We start from the raw sequence: 23,157 nt of genomic DNA, 5'->3' as shown, positions 1-23,157 counted from the left end.
CAACTGACCTAAGGCCGGCTGGTCTATAGCCATTTCAACAACGGCTTTTTCTACATGCTCTTCTACCCGGTTCTTTAAGATCGGTTTTCGTCTGCTGATTTCTTGTAAGGCCAGTTCGCCACCTTGTTCGTAAAGTTCCTTGAACCTGTAGAAACTATCACGGGAATAGCCCATCACTTTACAGGCCTGTGATACGTTACCTAAATGCTCGGCAAGCTCCAATATGCCCATCTTGTTTTTGATGATCTTTGCTTGGATTGTCATAATGCTAATCTCTATTACGTGCGTTAATTAATCGTAACTGTCAGATTAAATTGTCACTATCTCAACTTATAGATAGCACCCAGGCTTGTTCTACAAGAACGCAGAGGAAACTTGTCAAATTGAATACAACAATGCCCTTATAAACAATACTTTGGCAGGGCTAGCACTGTCATTATGATGAACGGACTGGAATCATCATGTATTTTCAATATTCATTTTTTTCAATCTATATTGCATTTCATTTTTTATACCCTCGTCCATTACATTGGTATATTTCTTCATTACGTCAATCGCTTCCTTGGTTCCTATACTGTACAATGCCCAACTAAACCATTTGGCTATTGCATCAGAATCGGATGCAGTATATTCCAGAAAGCTAAAATTGGTTTTCAATACCTTATCGATATAATCGACGCTAGTAGGGCTTTTTAGCAATTGAATATCTCTAGCTATTTCTTGATGCCTATAATGATTAGGATATATTAGTAATTTATTCAAAATGTCAACAAATTCCAGTGATATGCCTGAGATGTCTAAAAGTGTAATTGCCAAGTCCAAATAATCGGAATCATTCGTTTCCATCGCTTTTTCCAACTCAGAAATAACATATTGCTTATCCGTGCGGATGTCAACTGAAAAATCAGCTAATAGCTTTTCACATGAAATGTTACCGCGTAAATAATGTATAACTAAGTCTTTGTCGTTTTGGATCATAACAATGGAGCTGAAACTTTTAACAAAGCTAGTATTTATTTGCTGCTGATACCTAGCTGGAAATATTGGTTATAATCCGTTATTTTTAGAGGAAACCTTATCACAAAATCGGCGTTGGAGCCGATTAGTATTCAAACATACGCTTTTTTATAAATTTTATTTTTGCATTACGGATTGGAAGCGTATCCTTCGAAGAAGATATAGCGGAAAGCCGGACCCCGATAATTCTCGGGGGAATGCCCACCGAAATTAGAAAATGGCGGCTTAATCAATTGCCTCAATCCCTGCTTCTACCTCTTGTGAGGTTATTAGAACTAAATAATTCCTCAATATTCTGAACAATATCCAGGCACCACAATGGTACATTAATAGCTTTTTGTGCTATATTCTGGTCTTTGACAGTAAGCAATAACTGCGGTTGTGTTTTTTCTAAGCTCGTGTTAGCGCCAGATAAAATCATCAGCTGGTCAAAGCGATGAGCAATCGAAACAAGGTTTTCAAGCCCTTTCTCAAAATTTGTCTTGATGCTATCTGCGTCAACGAAATGTCCTTTCTGCTTTACACGAAGATTTACCCGATCCATTGAAGTCGATAAATCAGGTAAGAGCATATAAATCAACCTTGTTTCATAACCATGTTCATGAAAAAACTCCGCCCTGTCTGCCAAAAAATCGTTTCTCAAATTTGTTTCAACAGTGAGATGGAGCTGCGAACCAAGCGCCTTTAGCTCGAATGCATTGTATTTACGAGTGACCTCTGATTCCAGTGCCTCCTGCGAAATATCAGGGTATTGTTTTTCGACTTTATACTTCTGCTCATCCGGATCGAAAATCAATGCACCCGGTCTGGAAAAATGTTGAGAAAACGTACTCTTGCCAGCACCATTTGGGCCGGCCACAACTAAATACTGGGGCATATTTTCAGAGATTTCTCAGGAAGCGTTCCATCCCGCTATTGGGGTCAACTTCCACTAACACTTTCTTCCCGTTTTTGTATTCGTGGATAAAGTTATCCGGCAGTTCAGCGCCCGCAGGATATGATACGTAGAGTCCGTTATCGAGCGCCTTTTTTACAACTTTAGCGGATGCGGGCTGCATATATTGCGAGAACTGTTCCGGCGTCATTTCGAAAATATCAGGATGGCTTAACTCATCCATCAACTTATACAGGTTGCTGGCCTTGTTAATGCTATATTTCAACGCTTCCCATTCTTCCAGGGGAAGGAAAACTCCTCGGGGCTTTTTTTCGCTGTCTAATATTACTTCCATAAGGCTACTTAGTAATAATAATCAAATATACTCAATTAAACGCCAATAGTGGGCAATCTATTCTTACCGGCCTCTTCCATGCCTTCGCCGATTTTTGCCCAATACGGCTTCATCGTCAATGTCTTCCATTATCTGAATATCAATAAAGCCACCAAACCTATCGTTATGATAATCATCGGAACCAGCAGAAGTATGATCATTAACCGCAATTCCTTCGTATGTTTCCGCTCGATCTGGTTCATCTGTTCTTCCATTTTCATCAACAACGCCTTGTTCCCATCCGTCAAACTCAAAATCTTCTGAACGGCTTGTATAAAGTTCATGATTTCTGGTTCTAATTCTGGCGGTTGCGTTTTGCTTTGCTGATTCGAACTCTCCGAACTTTGCGAGTGCCCGGCTGTTTGTTTCGCTAATTGCCTTGCTGTCTCTATTTTGCTCATAGTTGATTGATTTGATTATTTCTGCCCACTTGAAACGTTCTCCTAAAGCTTGTCCCTTCGATTTAAAATCATTGTAGAAGTAAGTGATGCCACTTATTCGCCCGGTCGATGCCTGGTTGAATAAGAGATTAATGCCTTCCGCTTCGCACCGTCTAATAAAATCAGGTATGTTTTGTCCGTGATGCTGTAAAATCCGCTTCAGCGTTTCTTGCAATACCATCTTATTTGAACCCTTGCCGGTTCTTATAGACATTTCAATTTCGTTTTTCGATGGTGCACGCTGAGATATATGGTTACTCCGTCCTATTGTTATAGAGTTACCGTGTTTCGTTGATACATTGTTATTCCGATACTTTGCTATATACTTACCTTGCTTTACCTGCGTAAGTCCATACCGATTTTCTAATACCCGTACTATAGCCTCACTCCTTTTGAAGTTATTGCTGTCAGATACGATACTGCCGTCGAAACAAATCCGGTTTACCAATAGATGAAGGTGGGGATGATCTGCCTCATGATGCAGAAATATCAAATATTGATTATTTGAGAATCCCATTGCCTCCAGGTAATCCCGTGCAACGGATAATAGTTTCTCTTTTGACAACTGCGCCTGATCTTCTTTGGGGAAGTTTAGGCTGGTATGATAAACGTACCTCCTTAGATTCGGCCTCAAACTTCTGATCATTTTAACCTCCCTCGCAATCCCCTTTACATGTAGTGGCGAAATTGGAAGACAGTAATTCGGCCCTCCGATTTCAGTCCGGCAGAAATAGCTTCTTCAGATTGTAATTCAAAGCACCCATAAAGCTTTTACCGATCACTTGACTGGCTATCATAAATGATTTTATTAATGGTCAGGTCAAGCCGCTGTTGCAACTTCAATAAAAGTCCAAATAATTCTCGCGGCAATTTCCCGCTATTGGCCAACCGCGTCAATTGATTTAAGTTATTGCCGATCTTTTGAAGTTCGGTATAGTAGTGGATGTCGATTTTTGGTATGCGGGCTGCGGGAAACCTTCCTTTAAAATTCTTTTCCCTGGCTAAAGTCCCCGGCGGTTTATTGCACACTTCTCCGAGCTGAACAAGTTTTGCAAGTTCGCCGGGAGTTAGCATCATCGTAAATTTCGCCGAACGGCGTTCGGCTTCTGGAACCTTAGGCCGCGCCATTAATTCAACAGGAAATTTAATATGGGAAATTGCTGCCGAGACTTCGACAGCTTATTGACCCCGAAGGGCTACGGAGTATCCCGCATTTAGTATCGGCTTTTCACCGACTACTATTTAACTCAAATCCTTAAGATTTGTTACTCCAAATAATAAAAAAATGCTGAATGAAGTGAAGCATTTCGGGCCCGGGTGTCCCGGCAAGCCAAACGTTTTGACCCGGTCAAAACATGGCTTGCTTTACTCTGCCAATTGATAATGTTCAGTTATCCTTTATCAAATTTTAACTACTGACTGGTTATCTCTTCAATAGATGTATTTGACTTTATAAGAATAGCCAATTCGGATTAACATTTCCTAATAAATATGACTAAGATTTAATGCTGTCAAAACATTTTTTGGCCATGTTGATACGATTTTAATAAAATTAGCCTTGGTGGATTAACCACACATAATTGACCCCGGTTGGCCAATTTTAAAAAGACCACCATTAGTTCTTAAGTTCAGGGCCTTAGCCGAGGAAAGTAAATTGGCGAAGTGGGGTCAACGGAATTGGTTTTTCCAGCTAATACTACATTTTTAAAAAAATCATGAATACGACAGTAATTTTCGCTTACAATTGATTGATATATGGGGCGCGTCGCTATCGAATGGCAAAGTAATCTGCTATAGTCCATTTTTAAAACGTAGTATTTATTACTGCGCAATTTCAATGTTTCAGAAACTCCTCAATTCGCTTCGGCATCTCATCCATTTCTTTGAACTCCCATTGGTTGAGATAGGCTAAAGCTACTGCCATTTGCACCCTGGCAGCTTCATCTATCAATGACTTATTCAATTCGATCTCCTTTCCCTTGCGATGATTTTCGGTTTCTGCAATTATTTCACTCTCACTTTCCATTCTCAACCTCTCGGCAATTTCTTTTGCATCAAGGTCGCCGGCCAATTCGAGTTCAAAAGCCTTTTCGCCAGCAATTAGGGCACGGTCATAATCACCAACTGGCGTCATGATCTTGGTTAACATGGGCAGGATTTCGATGCCGATAAATATCAGGCGAATTAGCCAAAGCAGGAAGAGAAGAGAACTGCTGCCACGGGCATCGGCAGCGTGGTTGAGCGCTTCATATTGCCGGGTAAAGCCATTGAGCAACTGTAATTGTCGCTGCTTTTGATGGACAGCCGTATCGGCATGTTTCACAATGTGCTGAATGGCCTCGGAATTGGCATTGGCTGTGCTGTCCTGCACCGATCTTTCTGCATTTTTTTCCGCCCTCCACGTGGAGTCTGCTCGTCTGTATTGATTTTGATAATCATCGCACTGACGGCTTTGTACATTATAAGCGCTCAAAGCGGCTGCGGTCCGTGTCCTTGCCGCCACATAACGCGGATTACTAACCGACTGCATCTGTGCATTCAGGATTCGCCTGGGGGTCGCGGCCTGCGCAGCCCGTGCATTTAAATATCTGCTGTAAAGATTCTGTTTAACTGGGATCGCCTGATCATACAAATCTTTGTTACTGCGGTAAGCAGGCAAAGGGCACTCGGACCCAAGCAGCGAATCGATGGTTGCAATTTGTCTTAAAGCGTCATTCTTTGCATTTACTTTATCTTGTTTATTAGTGACCTTGTTAATATAATTGGTCTCATCCAGCATGTGCTGCTTGTTCTCAGCATCCATCTGAACGGTTATATTGTCCTGAAAAACGATTATCTCAATAGGAATTGACATAAAGAAACCGATCATCATACCAACAAGCGCTCGCGATAGAAAGGGAATGGCGTAAAACTTAAGCTTGCCAAAAAAAGGTAAATCGTCGGTTTCCGCCTTCTTTTTCAACGAAACGACCATGCTGCGGTCAATCGAATAAATAAGCATCGCCCAAAGAACACCGAAAGCGAGGCTAATTGCAAAATTTCCATGACTGAAAAAGTGTCCCGCACTAAAGCCTGAAATGGTCGCAAAAACCGTTGTCATAACTAACACAAAACCAATGCTGGCAAATCGGCTATAATCATTTCTACATTGTTTCAGGATGTGGGTTTCTGCGCCGGAAACCAACCAAAAAAGGAATTGGAGAGTGGAGTAAGTATTCTTTTTCATCGGATTACTATCTTAAAATTATGCGTTTAAATTTCTCTAGAGTTCTCAGGCGGCCTACGATGATATATAACGGACGGCTCCCCTTTATAACAAACGATTTGTCCCTGATTAATGGCCGTAGGTAACCAGAAGACCATCCGAAAGTAAATCGTTTAAACAATAACCCCTTCAAACGTTTCCAAATGCTGCTTTCATTCAGAATTACGTGTTCCGGAGGCGGCGGTTCAACCGTCCAGGGAATCCTAACCGGGAGGACACTTATCGGAAGAGGGGGAATAAGAGGTAACGGAAGAACTTCAATTTCCATCGATTTTCGGTCTTCTGTTCTTTCGTTCGCTGCTACAATGGTATATACCGTTTTTGTGGCCGGGGCGAGCGTTACGTATCCTTTAGCTGATAGTGGTAATGCAAGCGGCAATAAATTGATCTGGCTTGCATCACTGGTCTCCCAACTTAAAACCACTGGCTGGCCCTGAACAGTAAACTTGCGGTCCAAACTCATGAAATTAACCTTCGCAGCATCTACAATCTTTAGCAGGGTAGTTTCTTTAACAGTGATCATCTTGTCCGCTGATTGGCAAAGGAGCGTTATAGTCAATGCCTTTTCGGCTCTGAAAATAAAAACCGTACGATCTGTTACCTCAACTTTTGTTTCATCAAGCACTAGCCAAAGCCTCTCATAATTTATAACCTCCCAGCTTATCATGACTTCCTCTCCGGGTAACGCAACGGGTTTGTCTATTATCAACGATCTGACCACCGGTCTGGCTACAGCCTTGATAAGCAACTCCTTTGTAACCATCCCGGTGGGATTGGCGGCTTGAATGGAAATCACAGATGTCTTATTAATACTGATCTGACATTGGCTCCCTTCCAAAAGGATTGGCTCTCCATGGCCTGAAAGTGTAAGCTTAGCAGCGTTAATTGTTGCCCACGTCAGCATGACCTCTTCCCCTTCCAAAACGGTATCCCTGTCACTGGCAAACAATTTTATCTCAGGCAAGGGCAATTCCAGCTGCAGGTTGGATGATACACTTCCAGAATGATTCTCCGCAATAATAGTGATGGTACATGTCCGGTCAGGATAGATTTCGGCGGATTCCAGTCCGCTAAATTCTCCGAAATCTTTCAGCGTTATTTTAGAGGCATATCTCACCAACCAGCTTAGATTTACCGGACTGCCGAGCAATATCATCGAACTGACAGTGCGGAATTCATCTATAACCGGGATCGGCAATACAAGTGTTTTATTGAAAACCCTTTGAGTTGCATCGTTTTCAGCCTGAAAAACCAAATCTGTTGTTTCGTCGATTTCAACGATAGCACTTCCTTTCATAGCGGAGTCTCCGATTCCGGGTTCAATCAGCAGCTTTAGCGTGTTGGAAAAAGCCCAGCTCACCACATACGATGCCTTTATCGCATCCAACTGCAGATGAGCTTCGAAACTATCCATTTCCGGGATATGAAGGTCACACGAATTGCACCGCAATGCATCATCGTCGTTCTCAGTTTCACAATTAGCACACCTCCACATTATTTTAATAATTTTCCTTTCAATGACGCAGTTTTGTTTTCAACGGGCTTCTCGTCGCCCTTGATAATCAGCGTGCCTTTCAATATGCCCCCCTCGGTCTTGTACAACTTATGATAATTGGTAAGCCAGGCCGCTGCGTTCTTGACATACCTGCCGGTTCCGGCGGTATCCCATTGACAAAATAGCCTGGTAAACCCCCCGTCGGCAATTGCTCTTTTTCCATCTTTGTCGTAAATTCCGGCTATCATACTGTTCCCCGAGCCAAAGATGAGCGGCTGCATGGCCGATTCCGGTTTTATTGAAGCTATTGTGATACCTTCATACAAAAACTCCAGTCCTGTTGTAATCTGGTGGTTGGGGCTAAATCCGCGGGTACCCCTGGAGGTTTGTAGCGTCAGCACCTGGTTCCCCGGCGAATTGCCTGCAAGCGAGCAATTGAACAGGCGTTTCAAAATCCGGTTCGCGTCCGTATAGTAAGGGTCATTGTCCCCCCAAATGTAAACACCGCGGCCCTGGTTAAAGAACGACTCGATGATGTCAATATGCTCGTTGGTAATAAGCTGGGTATTCGAAGATATCACCCATAATTGACAACAGGTTTCCAGCACCGCAGCAAATTCCGCTACTGGCGGGGCTGCATCTTTCCAGCGATGGACTCCGAACCCCTTCTCACGGAGGGCAAGGGTGGGTAATTCAAAATCAAAACCTTCTCCTGTATAAAGGTGGAGGACAGCGATTTTAAATCCACTGAAAGCGCCATCTTTGGATAAATCGTATTGGTTGCCGCGGACATTTCCAAACCGGTCCTTGTTTTCTGCTTTTATAATATTTTGCCCGGCGTATTCGGTATAAGGATCATTTGCACCCATATCAACTTTTTTTATTAAACATTTTTCCTTTTAGAAAGGGTTCCGGCGCGGGGGAGCCGGCCTCCAGCTTTTTCATTAATTTACCCCTCAATATTCCCCCGCCATCTGGCGTGTCCCGCTTTGGGACTTCATCTTCTTTAATTTCAGGTTTTTTTTCCGGAGGTAAATCGCTTACCTCAAAATCCTTCTCATCTTCATGATCCCGGAAATATTGAATAACTGCTGACAGGTCAGGTCTGGCCGAAGGATCGGCTGACAACATCTGTTTGATCAGTTCAAGTATTACAGGCGGGATTCTTTTGCTAAAAGTGACGTTATCACCGCTGTAAACGACTTGCCAGACGTATTGGAAGTCTTTTTTGAATAACGGCTTTTCACCGCACCAGTATTCGGAAAAAAGGATGCCGAGGGCAAATATGTCCGACTTAGTCGTCAGGTGCTCAGGCTTTACTTTTCCGTCAGCAATAATATAGCCGGCCAGTTCCGGTGAATAATATTCTTGTGTACCTACTAACTCCTCCGATTTTTCCGGGGCCAGTGATGAAAAATAACTATTATCAAAATCAATCAATTTTGCGATATAACGGTCCTTGAACTTTTTGATCAGAATATTGTCCTGCTTGAGATCACCGTGGACGATATCCAGATCGTGAAGGATTTTGAGGCTGCTCACAATTGTCCGTAAAATAAGCCGCCGCTGGCTTACCGGCAGTTTGGACACCTCCTTGATGGAAATACTACTGATATCGATCTTTTCACAAACCTTGTAATAAGTTGTCCCTGCCCGAAAAAAATCGAATGCAGAAATCAAGTTCCCGCCGATAGCGTTTTTTTTGCTGATTTTAGAATTGATCCGGTGATGGTGTTTTTCAAATGCCTCACACTTTTTCCTGCTCTTTTCCCTTGTCGCAGGACCGCCCGCGGCGCTCAGTTTTGGCGCAAGAAATTCTTTTATAAAGTATTCCTTGCCATCTGCGTCAAGTTTCACGAACGACACCTTGGACATCCCGCCGGTAACCACGAAGTCTTCCAGAACAGTGTAGGTTCCACGCCTGCCAGTTAGTTTATCCCCTTTTTTCATACAAAGACTCGATATATTTTAAATAACTGCTTTTATAGACACCCCACGTTTGAAGCTCAGTATCCGATTTTCGCTGTTCCGCCTTTTTCAATTTCATTTCTTGCTCTTGAAGATCTAAACGCAGATCGGCTATTTCCTTAATTTGAACGTCGATGTCATTGATGTAAAATGCATATAAGAGGTCCAGGCGCTGTTTGAAGTAACTGATAACCTGCTCAAAATCTGCAAACCCAAGACAAATCAGCGCCATAGAATAATCATCGCCGGCGACTTCGCCAATTACCCTGATTAATTGTTCGTTCCACTCCTCCAGCGAATGACTTTCAGATAGTGTTTTTACCAAAGCAAGCTCAAATCGCATGGGTGTGCTGAAATAGCCGTAGCACCCGTCAGTGACAGAAAAAAGTATGCAGGGCTGGATTACGTCAAGTTGCCGACACCGGATTAAAAAATCGCCCTCAGCAGAAATCACATTGTCTAGCGGCGAATCCTTCTTCAGATTTTCCATCGGATCGAATTTGAATTTCAAGTCATCTGCGGATAATTGCTGCAAGCCGTCGGCTGTCAATAAGAAATTTCTGGAATCCCCCGCCCATAGGCTAAAGACTTTAACCTGTCCTGTGGCTTCTTCTATAAATAAACCGGCAAATGTTGTGGGCAGAGGCTTTAGCAGGCGGCTCTTTAATTTAGTATCTGCACCACTGGTTAATTTATCGAACTCCTGCTGCAGTACCTGATGCAATTGAAAAGTTAATTCATTAGCCATATGTTCGTTAAAACCAGTATCCGGGTCGTTGATGAAATCCAGAAAAAAACTGGTTATACAATTATTTGCCGTCCTGGACGCCAAATAGGCACCGGTGCGCTGTGTTCCGTTGATGTCGTAAACCGTGCTGCCAGCTCCGCCCATTCCGTCGAATACACCAAGAAAAAAACGCCCGTTACCTGACAACACTACCGGGGCTGCATCTTCGCCCTGTCCGGGGGTCTTTTCCATGTTAAAGGAAATAGTCATAGGAGTCATACGTCTCTTATTTGAAAAAAACTTACACCTGTGTAGAATTCTTATCTTTCGTCGGATATTCATATCCAATGGTTTTCATAAATCAAACACTTTTGACGATTGCCGAAAGAATAGTTTCGTAATCAATCTCTTTTAACCCGGCACCTGCCTGGGAGGCATAATGAATTGAGTTTTCCCACTCATTGCTAATATCAGACCATGGGTTGCAATCCGGGGCGTAAATGATAAGTCGCTGGGCAGTTTGAGAAACATGGTTATCCTGCCCGGCCCACCAATCGGTCAGTTCATTAAAGTTTTTGGGAATACCTGCTGGATAATTAGACGGTTTCGACATACCGGCATCCAGTGCATGCGCCGATGCATCGGTGTACATCACGATAATCTCCCGTCTGCGGTCACCGGTTGTATTCCAGTCCGATTTAATCGCAACAGCCAGCGCTTCCAAACCGCTTTCAGGTTCATCGCCCCCGTCGGTGGGTTCCAAGTCTCGAACAAAGCGCTGAAATTCGGTTTGTTGTTCAGGCAAGCTAAAAAATGGAGATTCAGTTAGTGCATTTCCGGGTTTGTCATAAAAGTCACGAAAGGCAACTACTTTCATCCTTAAAACATCAACATTCTTATCCTTTGCCGCCAAAGCTGCGCTCAGGTCAGGATAGAATTTTAAAGCCTTGTCTTTTACAGTGTCCATGATCGGCGCCATGCTGCCTGTCGCATCGATACACATAACGATGTCGACTGTATACTTAAGTCCTTGCATAATTCTGTTTGTTTAACGTTTTCTTATGCTAAATTTAGAAAATGGGAATGGCGCAGCCTTCGCACGTTTGACGAGCGGACATAACCGGTTTACCGGTGGCGTAAGAACGCTGATGAATGGAATCAGAAGAGTTAAATAGCGAAGCGCAAACGGTACCAGGTCGGCCCCGAATGATGAGATTCCAACTGAGCATCAAGCTGAAGTGCCATCAGACGGATGATCTTCAGTCCTAACGATTGCTGTTTACTACCGAGATCCTTCCAGCCGGGGCCACTGTCTGTTAGGTACAACACAGCTTTTTTTTCGCCATCCCTTTTTACGGATAAAGAGATAATACCTTGAGTACCGTTAAAAGCATACTTAAATGAATTAGTCACCAACTCATTTACTATCAATCCAATAGCAACAGCCTTGTCCGCAGCCAGCGAAATAGGCTCAACGTCGAGTGCAACACGGATGTTGGCCGCATTCCCTTTTCCGAAAGAGCCCTGAATGTGCCGGAGAAGGGTCTCCAGGTATTCGGACATTTCAATATCATTACTTTCCCTCCCGCTGTAAAGCTTATGATGGATGAGGTTCATAGAAGTCAACCGGGCCTCGTTTTCGCGCAGCGCATTTTTTGCGGTTTCATCATCAAGATTGCTGATCTGCATAGAAAAAAGCCCGCTCAATATCTGTAGGTTATTTTTTACCCTGTGATGAAGTTCTTGTAATAGTGTGTTGATTCTCTTGTTGGCTTTGTTTTTAGATCGGTAGCTCATCGCCAGCACAAACAGCAAGATCAATAAGAGTGTCCCGCCCATACCAAGTATTATTATGGAACGCTGTTTCAACTGATTTTCCCTTATGAGGGCAGCAATTGCCCTTTGTCTCTCGCGTGTCTGAAAACCCACCTCAAGCTCGTTGGTAATTCGATTTTTGGCGACAGTAAAAAGGCTGTCCCGGATATGGTTTATTTTTTGCGTGTAAGTGTATACCTCCTGGAAGCGTCCTTTTTCCACAAGTGCTTTCTGTTTAATTTCAAAAACGCCCAGGGATAAGTCGGGCAGGCCAAGCGTTAAGGCGATTCGTTCCGCTACGTCGGCCCTGGCCAAAGCTGAATCTGTCCGGTGTTCGTGCAAATACAAATCAGCATAATCCAGGTTACCTCTGGCAAGGTATTCGGGCATTTGGTAGACGGCCGCAATTTTCAAAGACCTATTTAGGAATGGTTGCGCCTTCTCGGGATTATTTTTAATAATCAAAGCAGACCCTATATTCTGTAGCGTTAACGCAAGGGAACTTGAGTCTTTCAGCTTTAAACGGATGCGCATAGCCCGCTGCAGGTATGCCAGCGCGTTGTCTGCCATACTGTCTAATTTAAGCACATAACCAATATTATTGCAAGACTGGGCGATCCCGGTGGAATCACCCAGGCGTTCCCTAAGCACAAGTGATTGTTGAAAATACTGGATGCCCTTTTTCCTGTCTTCTGCAACAGTAAAACAATTGCCGATATCGTTATAGACTTCTGCAAGGCTCCCCATATCCTTATTTTTCAGATAGATGTCGGCTGCTTTAAAATAAAATGTATTCGCCAGGCCATACCTGCCGGCTTTCTTTTCTGCAACGCCAATATCCAGGTAGAGCAAGGCCAGTCTTAAAACAAGATGGGCACGATTGTAATGCCCTTCAGCCTCCTTATAAGATTCAATGGCCAGATCAAGCTTTTGCTGCGCGGCGCGGATAATACCCAATGTGACCAGGGCATCGCCGGTTAAGGAGTCGATCCCGGCACCACGGGCTAATAAGACAGCCTGTTCAGCAAAACTTTCCGAAGCACCCCATTGCTCACTATCATAGGAAAAGAAAGCCAGCAGTTTAATAGCCTTGATCTGACGCGGAAGAAGATGATTTAGAGCAGCAAGTGAAGCAGCTTCCTTTGCAGCGGCCTTTCCCGCAGCCGGATTTTGCGGATAAAGCAGATTTGCTCTTTTAATCAATGAGTCCACCACCGACGCACTTCGCTGGGCCACAGAGCATAAGGGCGTAATTAATATTAGCAGAAGACCCGCTGTTACAATAAGGTATTTTCGATCATGCATTGGTTAAGGTTATGAAAACGAAGATAATAAAAAAGCCACAAACCCCATCCCGGGGCCTGTGGCTGAACTACTAACCGCAGTTACTTAGGCGGAAATTTCACACCATCTTCGCCTCCTGAAAGACCATGTCCGGTCGTATCAGCTACGTTAAGTTCCCTGCCTACATTGTGGATGGCAGGTTTTGGAGGATTTTCCTCCTTTTCACAGCTGCTAACAGCAGCGGAAAGTAAGCCGGTTAATAACACCAGTCCGGCAAACTGGCACTTCAAGGTTTTCATTTTGAACCTCCTGTTTTAAAAAGTTAAAAAGGAGGGCAACATGGCTTACAGGGTTCGCGGGCACTTGCCCTTGAATTGATTTACCCGCTCTGCCCGGGTAAGCCACTTTCAACTGTTAATTATTGTCATCGATAACATTAGCTAAGGTCTTTTTTTAGGCTATTATCGGTGACAGTTGCCAAACAGTTGTGATAATTGCTTTTTTTTGCCCGGATGCTGTTTAAAGTGGGCATAGAAATGCCGAAAAGAGATGAAACGCCGGGGAGATGGCGCGCGGATGCCTGGCAGCTGTCATTTTTTACAGCGAAGCGCCAGAAAATAACTTTTTTCAAAAAAACTATAATAAAATACCTTGTTCCCGGGTAAAAAGAAGCAGTAAATCAAGCTTTTGCTGGTAGTCAGAATTAAGAGGATATTTTGCCGTAAGGTACTTCCAGGCAACCAAAGCTTTCCGCAACGATGTTTTTCCTTGCAATACGTTCGTTTCAACGGTCAATACCCCAAACCTGAAATCAGCAAGCGCCAGCCTATAATACGTTTCGTCGTCGTCAGGATACCGTAAATGCAGTTTATCGAATAGCAGCCTGGATTTTTCGAAAAAAGTCCGGGCCGCCATGGTATCACCCAACCCATCTTTTGCGATGGCCAGCCTTTCATAGCCCGCCGCGAGGTTATAACCCGGCTGAAGCTGGTATCTGGAATCTGTATAAAGTGGCGCAGCGGCGGCTACCTGCTCCTCAAAAAACCTTACAGCTTCGTTCAGGTCTTCGTAAAGGTACCATTGACCTAACCTATCGCAAGAAACTACCTGCATGTTTCTAATAGCCATATCACCCTTGAATTTACCTACCAAACGGGTTAATAGGATATGGGCGTCGTTAAATAGTGCGAATGCACGGTTGTGTTCCTCCAGTGCAGTAGCGACATCCCCACCCGTGATTAAGGCTCCGCCATAGCTTTTGGCATAAACAGCACTTCCAGGGAATTTTTGAGATAAGCTTCGTGCGGTTTTCAAATACTCCGCAGAAAAGCCATTCGCCTTTTCCGGTTGATGCATCGCCATATAGGACTCGCACAAACGAAGGCAGGCTACGCCGAACCCATTTTGAAAAACGTCATTTTTGGGATCGATACCGATCAATTCCCGCTGATGCTCTCGATATTCCTCAAATAGCCGGATAGCCTCCCCATAATTTCTTTCGGTTAGGCGGATGCTACCGAGCCGGGAACACGCAATTCCGAGCGATTTTTTAAAATTAACATTTCCCGGGTTTTGTAATGCCAGTTCTCTTTCAATCTCATAATATAAACCGGTGTAAAAAATGGAGTCTTGCAATTCCATTTGTTCAAGATACATCACGCCTAATTTTGAACAGGAAATGGCGTAGCTATGTTTATAGTCAAGTTTTTTTTTATCCGCTTTCAAAAGTGAGCCGGCTAGCAGGTTATATTCAAGATAAATCTCCAGCGCAGCGGCAGCATCGAAAAGGTTCTGGTAAAGATTACCAAGGCGGTCGCAAGCTTTCGCTAAACTATTCTGATATTCTTTATCCTGCGGAAACCCGGTCACAAGCTCTTTTAATAATGCATAGCTTTGCCGGTAAAACTTAAGAGCCGTTTTTAGTGCACCTTTTTTTTGACTAAGGTTACCCCGGCGCGCAAAAGCAGCAGCTAAACCACTCCGGTAAGCCGGAATCGATTTATCGCTTTCATAAAGATTTCTGATAAGGGCGAGACTTTTGTTATACTGGTATGATGCGGCTTTATCTCGGTGACTAGCTTCGTAAATTGCGCCCAGTTTTTCATGGACTATAGAAAGTGCAACAACGTATCCGGTATTACCCGAATCCAGTTTATTCAATTGTTGGATCAGCTTCGCATCTTTTTGAATATATGGCAAAGCGGCAGCCCACTCATTACGTTCCATAAAATGAACGCCAACCTTTTCGTAAGAAATGGATAGGTTCTCCTTAAATTTAACATTACTTTTAAAACGCCCGGAAAGCGCCTCATAAGCTATTATATTATCGGCATAATAGTTTAATGCAAGATCATACTTACCCTCATTATAATAGACTTCCCCAAGTCTGGACGCGGCAGTGCCCAATGCATTAATACTTTCTTCATCGCCCGGACGCTCCCGGTTCAATGCAGCGGTAAGGCGATAAAATCTTTTAAAGTCTGGTATAGCCGCAGACAGCCTACCCTCCCGGACTGCCATATCTCCGATTTTGCAGCAGGCAATTCCATAATTATACCTGAAAACCCTATTTTTTCGAAACTTCCGGTAAAGCTCCCCTGACAAGGTATGAAATTTCGAAAAGCAAGTAAATGCCTGCGCAAAATCACCCGTCCTTTCGTAAACACCGCCCAAATCCTGCCAGGCTATGGCCAGCTTATTTTTGTTATGTGGTACGTCTCCGGTCAGTTTGAACAATTGCTCTGAAAGATTTTTATATTCCAGTAATGTATCCAAAGCCTGGTTAACATTGCCCAGTGCAAGGTAAATATTTCCAGCCTTTGCTAAGGCCGGCAAATATCGTTCGTCCCCCAGCACCTTAAAAATTCCGGCCGCTTTGCTGATATGGCTTAAAGCATTTTTCAATTGCCCGGTCTCCTGGCGATTCGCACCAAGGGAAAGCATCAGCGAAGCCAAATCCGGGTCCTGGCTCATATGGCACTGATATGGATTGCACTGGCACGATCTGTAAACAGTTTCGCACTTAAGTGATCATTGTCATTACGATAAATTTTTGCCAGCGCAAGGAAGCTCTCCTTCAAAGCCAGCTTATATTTCCGGTTTGCCGATGGCTTTTCAGCGAGGGAGGACAAAACATCGCACCTTTTGTGCGCACTGTTTTTCGCGCCTGCCATATCGCGCTTTTGTTGATAATAAAGAACTAAATTGGCATAGCTGATACTCAGGCCAAAATAAAACTCAGCTTTAAATGAAGGTTCCCTTACCAGTTCAAGATAGAGCCTGTTTTCTTCAGCGAGGTAAGGGAATGCCAATTCGGGTTCATTTAGATAAATGTAGGCCCCTCCCACTTTACAGGCAGCCACTGCGAGGTTAAATTTGGCAGTCTCATCGTTCAGGTTTTTGTTAAAAAAACCCTTCACCATAACATATCCTTTTTCGTAACGTACCAAAGCCCCCGCATGATTCCCAAGGACAGACAGCAAATCCCCGGAAGATTGCAAAGATGAAAGAAAGCCTTCGGTAAACTCATAAACATCTGGGTATTCAGCTATCAGCACCTCGCCCAGGGGAAGGGCAGCGTCAAAGCAGTTGATTGCCTCCTGGTACCTCCCGGTCAATTCCAGGGCACGCCCGTGTTGCACATAAGAAGTAAGCAACCGACTTCGGATTTCAGGATCAAGCCCGTCATGCTCAAAAAGTTCCAACATGATTAAGTTGAACTCATGACTATATTTAATTGCCTGCGTCCCGTTTTCGGTTGCTAAATAAAGATCACAAATATGTGAACAGGATTGGGCATGAAACCTTTTATTCTCCTTCATGGGTAGCGGGTCACACTGTCTGGGAATCAACCGTTTGAAAGATCGGTCATAAAGTTTTTTATAAAGGATTTCTGCACGTTCATAGCGCTGGAGTTTCAAATCAATTCCGGCTAAACCGGCATAAGCGGAGCATAACGCTATTTCGCCCATGATGTCATCGGGATAGTGTCGTAATATTTTTTCACCGGTCTCGAGGGTGCGCGCATAACATTGAAATGCATTATCAAAATCACCGGCTGTCTCATAGGAACTTCCCAAAAACTCCAGAGCGATCATAACACATTCCGGGTCGGTTTTATGGGCGATTTCAAGTGTTTTTTTGGCATATTCTACCGCCTTGGGCGCGTTGCCTTGACGGCGAAAGGACCATGCACGGGCAAGAGATAATTCAAAAAATTGCCTGTCCATAGCTTACTCAAATTTTTTTATGATAGTGTCGGCGTAGCTCTGAAAAATATCCGGGAATTCAAGCGGCTGCTCCAATATTTTCGCGAGGGTCTTAATCAAGGGCCGGCAATTGTCCAACGTCGGTATTAACGTCTCATGGACCACTTCCTGCACAAGCTTATGCATTTTATAGGCTTGCCCGGCAAATTTTTCCTGAAGCCATCCAATTTGCTTCAGGTCATCCAACCGATTTTCAAACTCAATTTCCTCCGTTTTTTTAACACACCAAAGTAATTGCAGATGATAGAGCGACATGTCGCCCGGCGGCAATACAGAAAAAAAGCGCAGCATCGTAGCCTTAGCTTCATTTTCATTGTCTACATCCCCAACGCCGGTCTTGTCTAACAGGTATGCGGTTTCAAAAAGGCCCAGTAAATAATTATGCAAGGTCACCGGGCTTAGTCGCACCTTTCCTTCCCCGTGCCGGCCAGGATCTATCGTACGCTGCAGATCGGGATGCCTGAAATCATTGTCGACCAACCGATTCAATAATTCGGGTACCTTTAAATGTTTCTTTCTCCCGGCTTTAGCCAGTAATTCGGTAAGCAGCGTATGGCGGATAATGTGGTTAAGTAACTCTTCCAGATCAGTTGCCAGTTTTTCGTCCTTAATATAACGTTTGAGATTACGGGTTGTAGCTTCCTGGCTGGTTGAAACTATTTCCTCAGACGCGAAATGATACGCGAAAAGAAGCATTGCGCCATCCAGATCCAATTCGTCAACATCGAGCTTAAGAAACCCGTCAGGCGCTGTACGGGTCGTTATCAAAAATTTCCAGCCAGACCGATCGAAATGCACTTTTATTTTTTTCAAGTCCTCAAAATCACTTTCGTTGACGTTATCGATGACAAAAAGGTTTTCGCCGGTATACCGGCTCATTTCGCCACAGATAATCCTCAACTGGGCCTGGCTGTCAATTGCCGTTTTAAGCTTTTCCTCCAAACCCAAAGCCTGCGTGGCGTTAGTTATAAACATCGTCTCCAGGTCGTGATCGTTAACAGCGCAAAAAATACGGTCAAAATAAGCTTTACAACGGTCTTCGTGAAGATACTGCTGCATTAATGTAGTTTTGCCCATCCCCCCCGTCCCGTTTAATAAGACTGTTTTTTGCACTTGTCCCGGGTCTGTCAGTAACGTATGCAGACTATCCAGCTTTTCTTCCCGGCCAATAAAATAGGCAGGGGCCAGAGGAAACTGATATTTAATAAGCTTTTTTGCCACGGGGGCTGCCGGGGCGAGGACAGGGGCATCGTCAAAATTCGTAGGCTTACCAATAGTTAAGCCTTTTTTAACCCGCCTATCAAACTCCGCCTCATCAATAGCAAGCTGAAATGTTGTTTTTTTTCCGGCAGTTAAGGTAAATAAGGAATCTCCCCGATTTTTGCCGAAGCATGTATCGAGGTGGGCATATTGCATATCAAAACCGGAATACATCAGCAGCGGAAAAAAAGACCTGAGGTTTATTGGTATAAGGTCATGTGCTTTCCCCGACACAATCAGCCTGCTTGCTTCCAGGTAAATACTGTTAAAATAAGCTTGATGGCTTTTGGGGGCTGTCATATCAAACCATTCCTTTGTATCGGCAATATCCTTTAATTTAGCCGTTATCGCCTCAAGCAATTGACGCGACCATAGCCTCATTTCGATCTGTTCAAAAGGCCTTCCCATATTTTCGAAGCATTTACGGAACAAATAGTAAACCGTCACCGCCTGCAAGCTGACAATTCCTTCTTTTTTTACGCTTTGATTAGGAAACATTTGTGATATATGGTTGCCTATAAACTTAATATTTTCGAAACAGAAAAACAAAAATTGTCAATGATTACTGAACAGTAGGATGCCCGATACCGCAATTGCATTTTACCGGTAATGACTGAACTTTCACCTGTCCGGTTTGATTTACCTGTGCTGTTTGCTGGTTCACGAGCCGCAATTGGGCACTACAGCCGCCATTGTCATTAATCTTAGTCAACGGCGTATAACCTGTATCGTCATAATTGAGGACTATGTCAAAGCTATCAGACCTTTTTTGTTGCGGATCGTTTGGAAACGAATAGAAGATTGTTCCGTTCAAATCATTTGCAGCCACATCGTAGTTGCCGTTTATGACAACGTTGATGGGCGAACCATCATAATCACTGCCGCTCCCGGTGGCCTGGTAAGCACCACCTTCTATCACCGGGAAATTTAAGTTAAGGGTAATCGCATCAGAGGAAGCGTTCTGGCACCGGATATAAGCATTCCATTTTCCGGCAATTTTCGCAACCAAACGGATGACACCATAGTCGCTAAACCCCCAACCTTTTTGTGTAATCGGGTCCGTCACTCCAATACGACGCGGCCCGTGACGGCCATCGTAGTTTAATTCACAACTTTTGGAACTACGACCGTTGGATTGGTAAAGCATCAAGTTGCCGGATGGATCATTCAAAGCCATTCCAATATGTTTTACGCCGTAAGTCCCATCGTCGGCAGTACCGTAAAAATAAATAATATCTCCAGTTTGTATTTGGCTGAGCGGCATTTGGGAGGATGAAAACGACTGAACCTGGAGATTAGAATATGCTGCTCCCGCCTTTACCAAGGCATCTTCCCAAAGATTTTTTTTACTAAGATCGGCCGCATTCCCCGACACATTAATACCTGCTTCTGCCATCAGGTACATAAGCATACCTGAACAATCCAAGCCGTAAAGCAGTTCCGGGCAAGCCCCGGCGCTTCTGTTGAGTTTGGTAAAGTCGTGGGACCCGTATACATACGCTAACCCCTTGGTTTGCTCGGGGGCGGGTTTATTTTTTACCAGGCTGGCGAAATTTGACGCCGTAGTCAGATAGTAAGCTGCTATCTGCGCCCTGGCTATTATAATGTTTTTAATGGCCTGCGGCCCCTGCCCGGAACCAGTGCCAGTCGCAAACACTGCTTTTTTACTATCTAGCAAGGATAAGTCAGCGGCAGGAAGCAAGAACTTATTACTAACCAGCCAATCGTGGTCATAGGCCAGTTCAAATTCAAACAAGTGGCTGGTATTAGGAAGGACAACATCGTTCAATCCGACATTGATGTCAGGCTCATTTTCAAGCGCGCTCTGTACTACCAAAGAAGCCTCATAAAGCGTATCAACAGAAGGGAGCGCCTCAGATTTGTGGTTTTTTTTACAGCCCGGATAAGACGCGGCGATAATGATTAATACTGCAAAAAATATAATTTTCTTCATGGCTTTAATTTTTACATCAGCAAAAAACATGATAAGGTTTAGGTTTAAAATACGTTTACTTTAGTGTTTCATTGTTGAAATTAAACACTATACAAGAACTCAAACAGCGTTATTTACTAATGGCGCGTCCGGGTTTGCAAACGGCGATATTTAAAGAATAAACGTTTTCCATTTTATTAGGTATTGTTTATTTATTTTCCTTAATTACGCCCTATTTAAGCCTTGTCAGCATGGAGAGAACTAAAGTGCTAATTATTGAAGATGAACCCTTTGTTGCCGAAACCATACGGACAATATTGGAGGAAACAGGCTATTTCGTAGCGGGTGTTTTTTCCTCCGGGGAAGAAATGCTCGACAACTTTCACCCAAAACTGGCAGACATCATCATTATGGACATCCATTTAAAGGGCAATATGAACGGTGTAGAAACATCATTAGCGGTCAGAAAAATTAGCCCGACACCAATCATATATGTCACAGACAATAATGCTCAGGCACTACGTAAAAAGGCTATTTTTGAAACCAATACAGTTCAGTACCTGACTAAGCCATTTACAGCAATTGACTTAGACGTTGCCATCGACCTGGCCCTAAAAACACTCCGGAAAGATGCAGAAGAAAAAACTCTAACGAATGAATCCCCTTATCTTGCGGATGATTGTATTTTCATAAAAGAAGGAGAATCCTTTAGTAAACTACATATTGACAAAATAGTGATGCTGCAAGCTGACGGTGCTTATTGTAAACTCTTTTACAAAAACAATAAAAATATCACCGAGAAAATTCTCTTTAGCGAAAACATGAGCGTATTGGAGGACAAGCTTCAGTTTGCTAAAAATCTTTACCGTATTCACAGATCTTACATTATTAATGTAAGTTACCTAAGTAAAATTCAGGAGAATCGTCTTTGGATCGAAGATGAAGAGTTGCCGATAGGCAAAACATATAGGCATGACTTCAAGAACAGGATTCGATTTATGTAGTCTATGCGCAAGACTTCAGCCTCGATGGCTCGACAAGGGTATATTTGCAGGTCCCTCTGCCTGAAGCGACTGCATTTTTTTGTCGAAAAGCGCTTTCGAATCCCCAAATTCAAAAATCCATTATGTCGCTTGGGATAAGCCGGAAGAAATATTACTGCATGCTATCCATATGCTAGAAAATGTGGGTGATGTAACCTACTTGCCCAGGCTGAAAGAACTAGCAAATCACACCATACTGGGTAAACCGGCGGTGGAAACTTTGCGAAAACTGGAGGGCATTATTAACTAACATATTATGAGGATTATCAAACCGAAACCTTACGTGCCTATAGAGGCGCAGTTCTTCAAAGAACCGGTGACCATCAAGTTACACGCGGCCGATTTTAAGGGTGTAGCTGTCATACCCGGTCAAATAGCTGTCTCTTTTCAATTCTGTTTTTTTCCGGATCTGTTTATTGAAAATGAAGAGGATATCGATTTTGAGGAAATTTCCCTCATCTTTCAAAATTGTTTTGTCATGAACCTGAAAGTTGAAAATATAAAGTCAAAAAATATATCCCTGCGTTTACACGCCTGCGTATTCGCCGGCAGGATCAGCGCACCTAAATTGCTCGCGGTAGGTCTCAATAACTGCTTATTGAAGTACGGTATAACCTTGCTGAACCTCCAAAAAGTCGAGTTGTCCTACACGACGGAAAATATCTACCCGTATTGGTGGAAGCAGTTGTTCTATCAACTGAACATTAAAGATCTCAAATCTTTTTTGACAAAGGAACAGCGTGGATTAACCACACATGATTGACCACAGTTGCCAATTTTAGAATGACCACCATTAATGCTTAAGTTCAGGGCATTAGCCGAGGATAGTAAATTGGCGAAGTGGGGTCAACGGAATTGTTTTTTTCCAATCATGACGCAAACTATTATCATATTACTTGCTTTTGCCTTTGCCATTCCCGGTTGAGGCAGTGCTGGTCGAAGCAGCCGCGCTGCTGTCTGTCGTTGTGGCTGCAGCAGTCTGTGTTTTAGGAGCCGCACTTCCAAATGCATAGGTCAGGCTTCAGGGAAATCGCTTTTAACTTTTTTATCATTTAGATAAGGAGTATATTTAAGGTATAAATGATTAAGGTCAAAAAAATGACCTTTTCAAATTCCGAAAAACCAGCTCACCAAGTTTTTTCTGATTATTTTTCCGGCATGCAAGACCCTCGCAGAACGAACAAAGGACATTACCTTTATCCGCTGGAAGAGATTCTTTTTTTATGTATATCGGCAGTTTTAAGTGGTATGGATGACTGGTCATCTGTCCATTTGTTTGGCAAAACAAAATTAAACTGGCTTCGGCAGTATTTTCCTTATCGTCATGGCATTCCTTCACATGATGTACTGGGTAAAGTATTTTCAGCACTTGAC

The 23,157-nt window shown here is 43.5% G+C and carries 21 protein-coding genes; 3 read left to right on the top strand and 18 right to left on the bottom strand.

What is annotated here, in order from left to right; translation table 11 throughout:
* The 18 genes from LX99_RS24810 to LX99_RS24725 form a co-directional block, all read right to left on the bottom strand.
* On the bottom strand, window positions 1-264 hold a 264-nt coding region (locus LX99_RS24810), incomplete at its 3' end, for a helix-turn-helix domain-containing protein (protein ID WP_146203220.1).
* A gap of 195 nt (window positions 265-459) precedes the next feature.
* Window positions 460-978: a hypothetical protein gene (locus LX99_RS24805; protein WP_109610965.1), complete on the bottom strand. Its 519-nt coding sequence runs from the start codon at window positions 976-978 to the stop codon at window positions 460-462.
* A gap of 277 nt (window positions 979-1,255) precedes the next feature.
* Window positions 1,256-1,894: a zeta toxin family protein gene (locus LX99_RS24800; protein ID WP_109610963.1), complete on the bottom strand. Its 639-nt coding sequence runs from the start codon at window positions 1,892-1,894 to the stop codon at window positions 1,256-1,258.
* A 4-nt stretch (window positions 1,895-1,898) separates the two neighbouring features.
* A complete protein-coding gene (locus LX99_RS24795; protein WP_109610960.1) occupies window positions 1,899-2,246 on the bottom strand; it encodes a hypothetical protein in 348 nt (115 codons plus the stop codon).
* Window positions 2,247-2,309: 63 nt separating this feature from the next.
* A complete protein-coding gene (locus tag LX99_RS24790) occupies window positions 2,310-3,389 on the bottom strand; it encodes a relaxase/mobilization nuclease domain-containing protein (RefSeq protein WP_281271003.1) in 1,080 nt (359 codons plus the stop codon).
* A gap of 107 nt (window positions 3,390-3,496) precedes the next feature.
* Window positions 3,497-3,853 (bottom strand): plasmid mobilization relaxosome protein MobC, encoded by a 357-nt coding sequence (mobC, locus tag LX99_RS24785; protein ID WP_211319091.1) that lies wholly within the window; start codon window positions 3,851-3,853, stop codon window positions 3,497-3,499.
* Between the two features lie 706 nt (window positions 3,854-4,559).
* The gene (locus LX99_RS24780; protein WP_109610954.1) at window positions 4,560-5,951 is read right to left on the bottom strand and encodes a DUF4407 domain-containing protein; all 1,392 of its coding nucleotides are present in this window, start codon (window positions 5,949-5,951) and stop codon (window positions 4,560-4,562) included.
* A gap of 7 nt (window positions 5,952-5,958) precedes the next feature.
* Window positions 5,959-7,404 (bottom strand): hypothetical protein, encoded by a 1,446-nt coding sequence (locus tag LX99_RS24775; RefSeq protein ID WP_146203219.1) that lies wholly within the window; start codon window positions 7,402-7,404, stop codon window positions 5,959-5,961.
* Window positions 7,405-7,484: 80 nt separating this feature from the next.
* Window positions 7,485-8,354 (bottom strand): hypothetical protein, encoded by an 870-nt coding sequence (locus LX99_RS24770; protein WP_109610949.1) that lies wholly within the window; start codon window positions 8,352-8,354, stop codon window positions 7,485-7,487.
* A gap of 1 nt (window position 8,355) precedes the next feature.
* Window positions 8,356-9,435 carry a protein kinase domain-containing protein gene (locus LX99_RS24765; RefSeq protein WP_109610946.1) on the bottom strand — a complete coding sequence of 360 codons (1,080 nt, stop codon included), beginning with the start codon at window positions 9,433-9,435 and terminating at the stop codon, window positions 8,356-8,358.
* On the bottom strand, window positions 9,419-10,432 hold the full coding sequence (locus LX99_RS24760; protein WP_109610944.1) for a hypothetical protein: 1,014 nt from the start codon (window positions 10,430-10,432) through the stop codon (window positions 9,419-9,421). Before LX99_RS24760 ends, LX99_RS24765 begins: the two co-directional genes overlap by 17 nt.
* 109 nt (window positions 10,433-10,541) lie before the next feature.
* Entirely contained in the window at window positions 10,542-11,216 is a 675-nt protein-coding gene (locus tag LX99_RS24755; RefSeq protein ID WP_109610941.1) for a vWA domain-containing protein, read from the bottom strand.
* Between the two features lie 131 nt (window positions 11,217-11,347).
* Complete coding sequence (locus tag LX99_RS24750; RefSeq protein WP_109610939.1) at window positions 11,348-13,300, bottom strand: tetratricopeptide repeat-containing sensor histidine kinase; 1,953 nt, start codon at window positions 13,298-13,300, stop codon at window positions 11,348-11,350.
* Between the two features lie 80 nt (window positions 13,301-13,380).
* Complete coding sequence (locus tag LX99_RS24745; protein ID WP_109610936.1) at window positions 13,381-13,578, bottom strand: hypothetical protein; 198 nt, start codon at window positions 13,576-13,578, stop codon at window positions 13,381-13,383.
* Window positions 13,579-13,915: 337 nt separating this feature from the next.
* Window positions 13,916-16,252, bottom strand: coding sequence for a tetratricopeptide repeat protein (locus LX99_RS24740; protein WP_109610932.1), 2,337 nt, complete (start codon window positions 16,250-16,252; stop codon window positions 13,916-13,918).
* On the bottom strand, window positions 16,249-17,508 hold the full coding sequence (locus LX99_RS24735; protein ID WP_109610929.1) for a tetratricopeptide repeat protein: 1,260 nt from the start codon (window positions 17,506-17,508) through the stop codon (window positions 16,249-16,251). Before LX99_RS24735 ends, LX99_RS24740 begins: the two co-directional genes overlap by 4 nt.
* Before the next feature lie 3 nt (window positions 17,509-17,511).
* Window positions 17,512-19,305 (bottom strand): NB-ARC domain-containing protein, encoded by a 1,794-nt coding sequence (locus LX99_RS24730; protein WP_109610927.1) that lies wholly within the window; start codon window positions 19,303-19,305, stop codon window positions 17,512-17,514.
* Between the two features lie 64 nt (window positions 19,306-19,369).
* Window positions 19,370-20,791, bottom strand: a complete 1,422-nt coding sequence (locus LX99_RS24725) for an NlpC/P60 family protein (RefSeq protein WP_109610925.1) — start codon at window positions 20,789-20,791, stop codon at window positions 19,370-19,372.
* 200 nt (window positions 20,792-20,991) lie between these two features.
* On the opposite strand from LX99_RS24725, the gene LX99_RS24720 reads away from it, so the two are divergent.
* The 3 genes from LX99_RS24720 to LX99_RS24705 form a co-directional block, all read left to right on the top strand.
* A complete protein-coding gene (locus LX99_RS24720; protein WP_109610923.1) occupies window positions 20,992-21,744 on the top strand; it encodes a LytR/AlgR family response regulator transcription factor in 753 nt (250 codons plus the stop codon).
* 295 nt (window positions 21,745-22,039) lie between these two features.
* The gene (locus tag LX99_RS24710; RefSeq protein WP_109610918.1) at window positions 22,040-22,546 is read left to right on the top strand and encodes a hypothetical protein; all 507 of its coding nucleotides are present in this window, start codon (window positions 22,040-22,042) and stop codon (window positions 22,544-22,546) included.
* 317 nt (window positions 22,547-22,863) lie between these two features.
* A partial coding sequence (locus LX99_RS24705; protein WP_146203218.1) for a transposase family protein occupies window positions 22,864-23,157 on the top strand: 294 nt, incomplete at its 3' end.

Source organism: Mucilaginibacter oryzae (assembly GCF_003148845.1).
Lineage (GTDB): Bacteria > Bacteroidota > Bacteroidia > Sphingobacteriales > Sphingobacteriaceae > Mucilaginibacter > Mucilaginibacter oryzae.
Note: the sequence above shows the minus strand (reverse complement) of the source record. Positions and strands in the feature narration are given on the sequence as shown.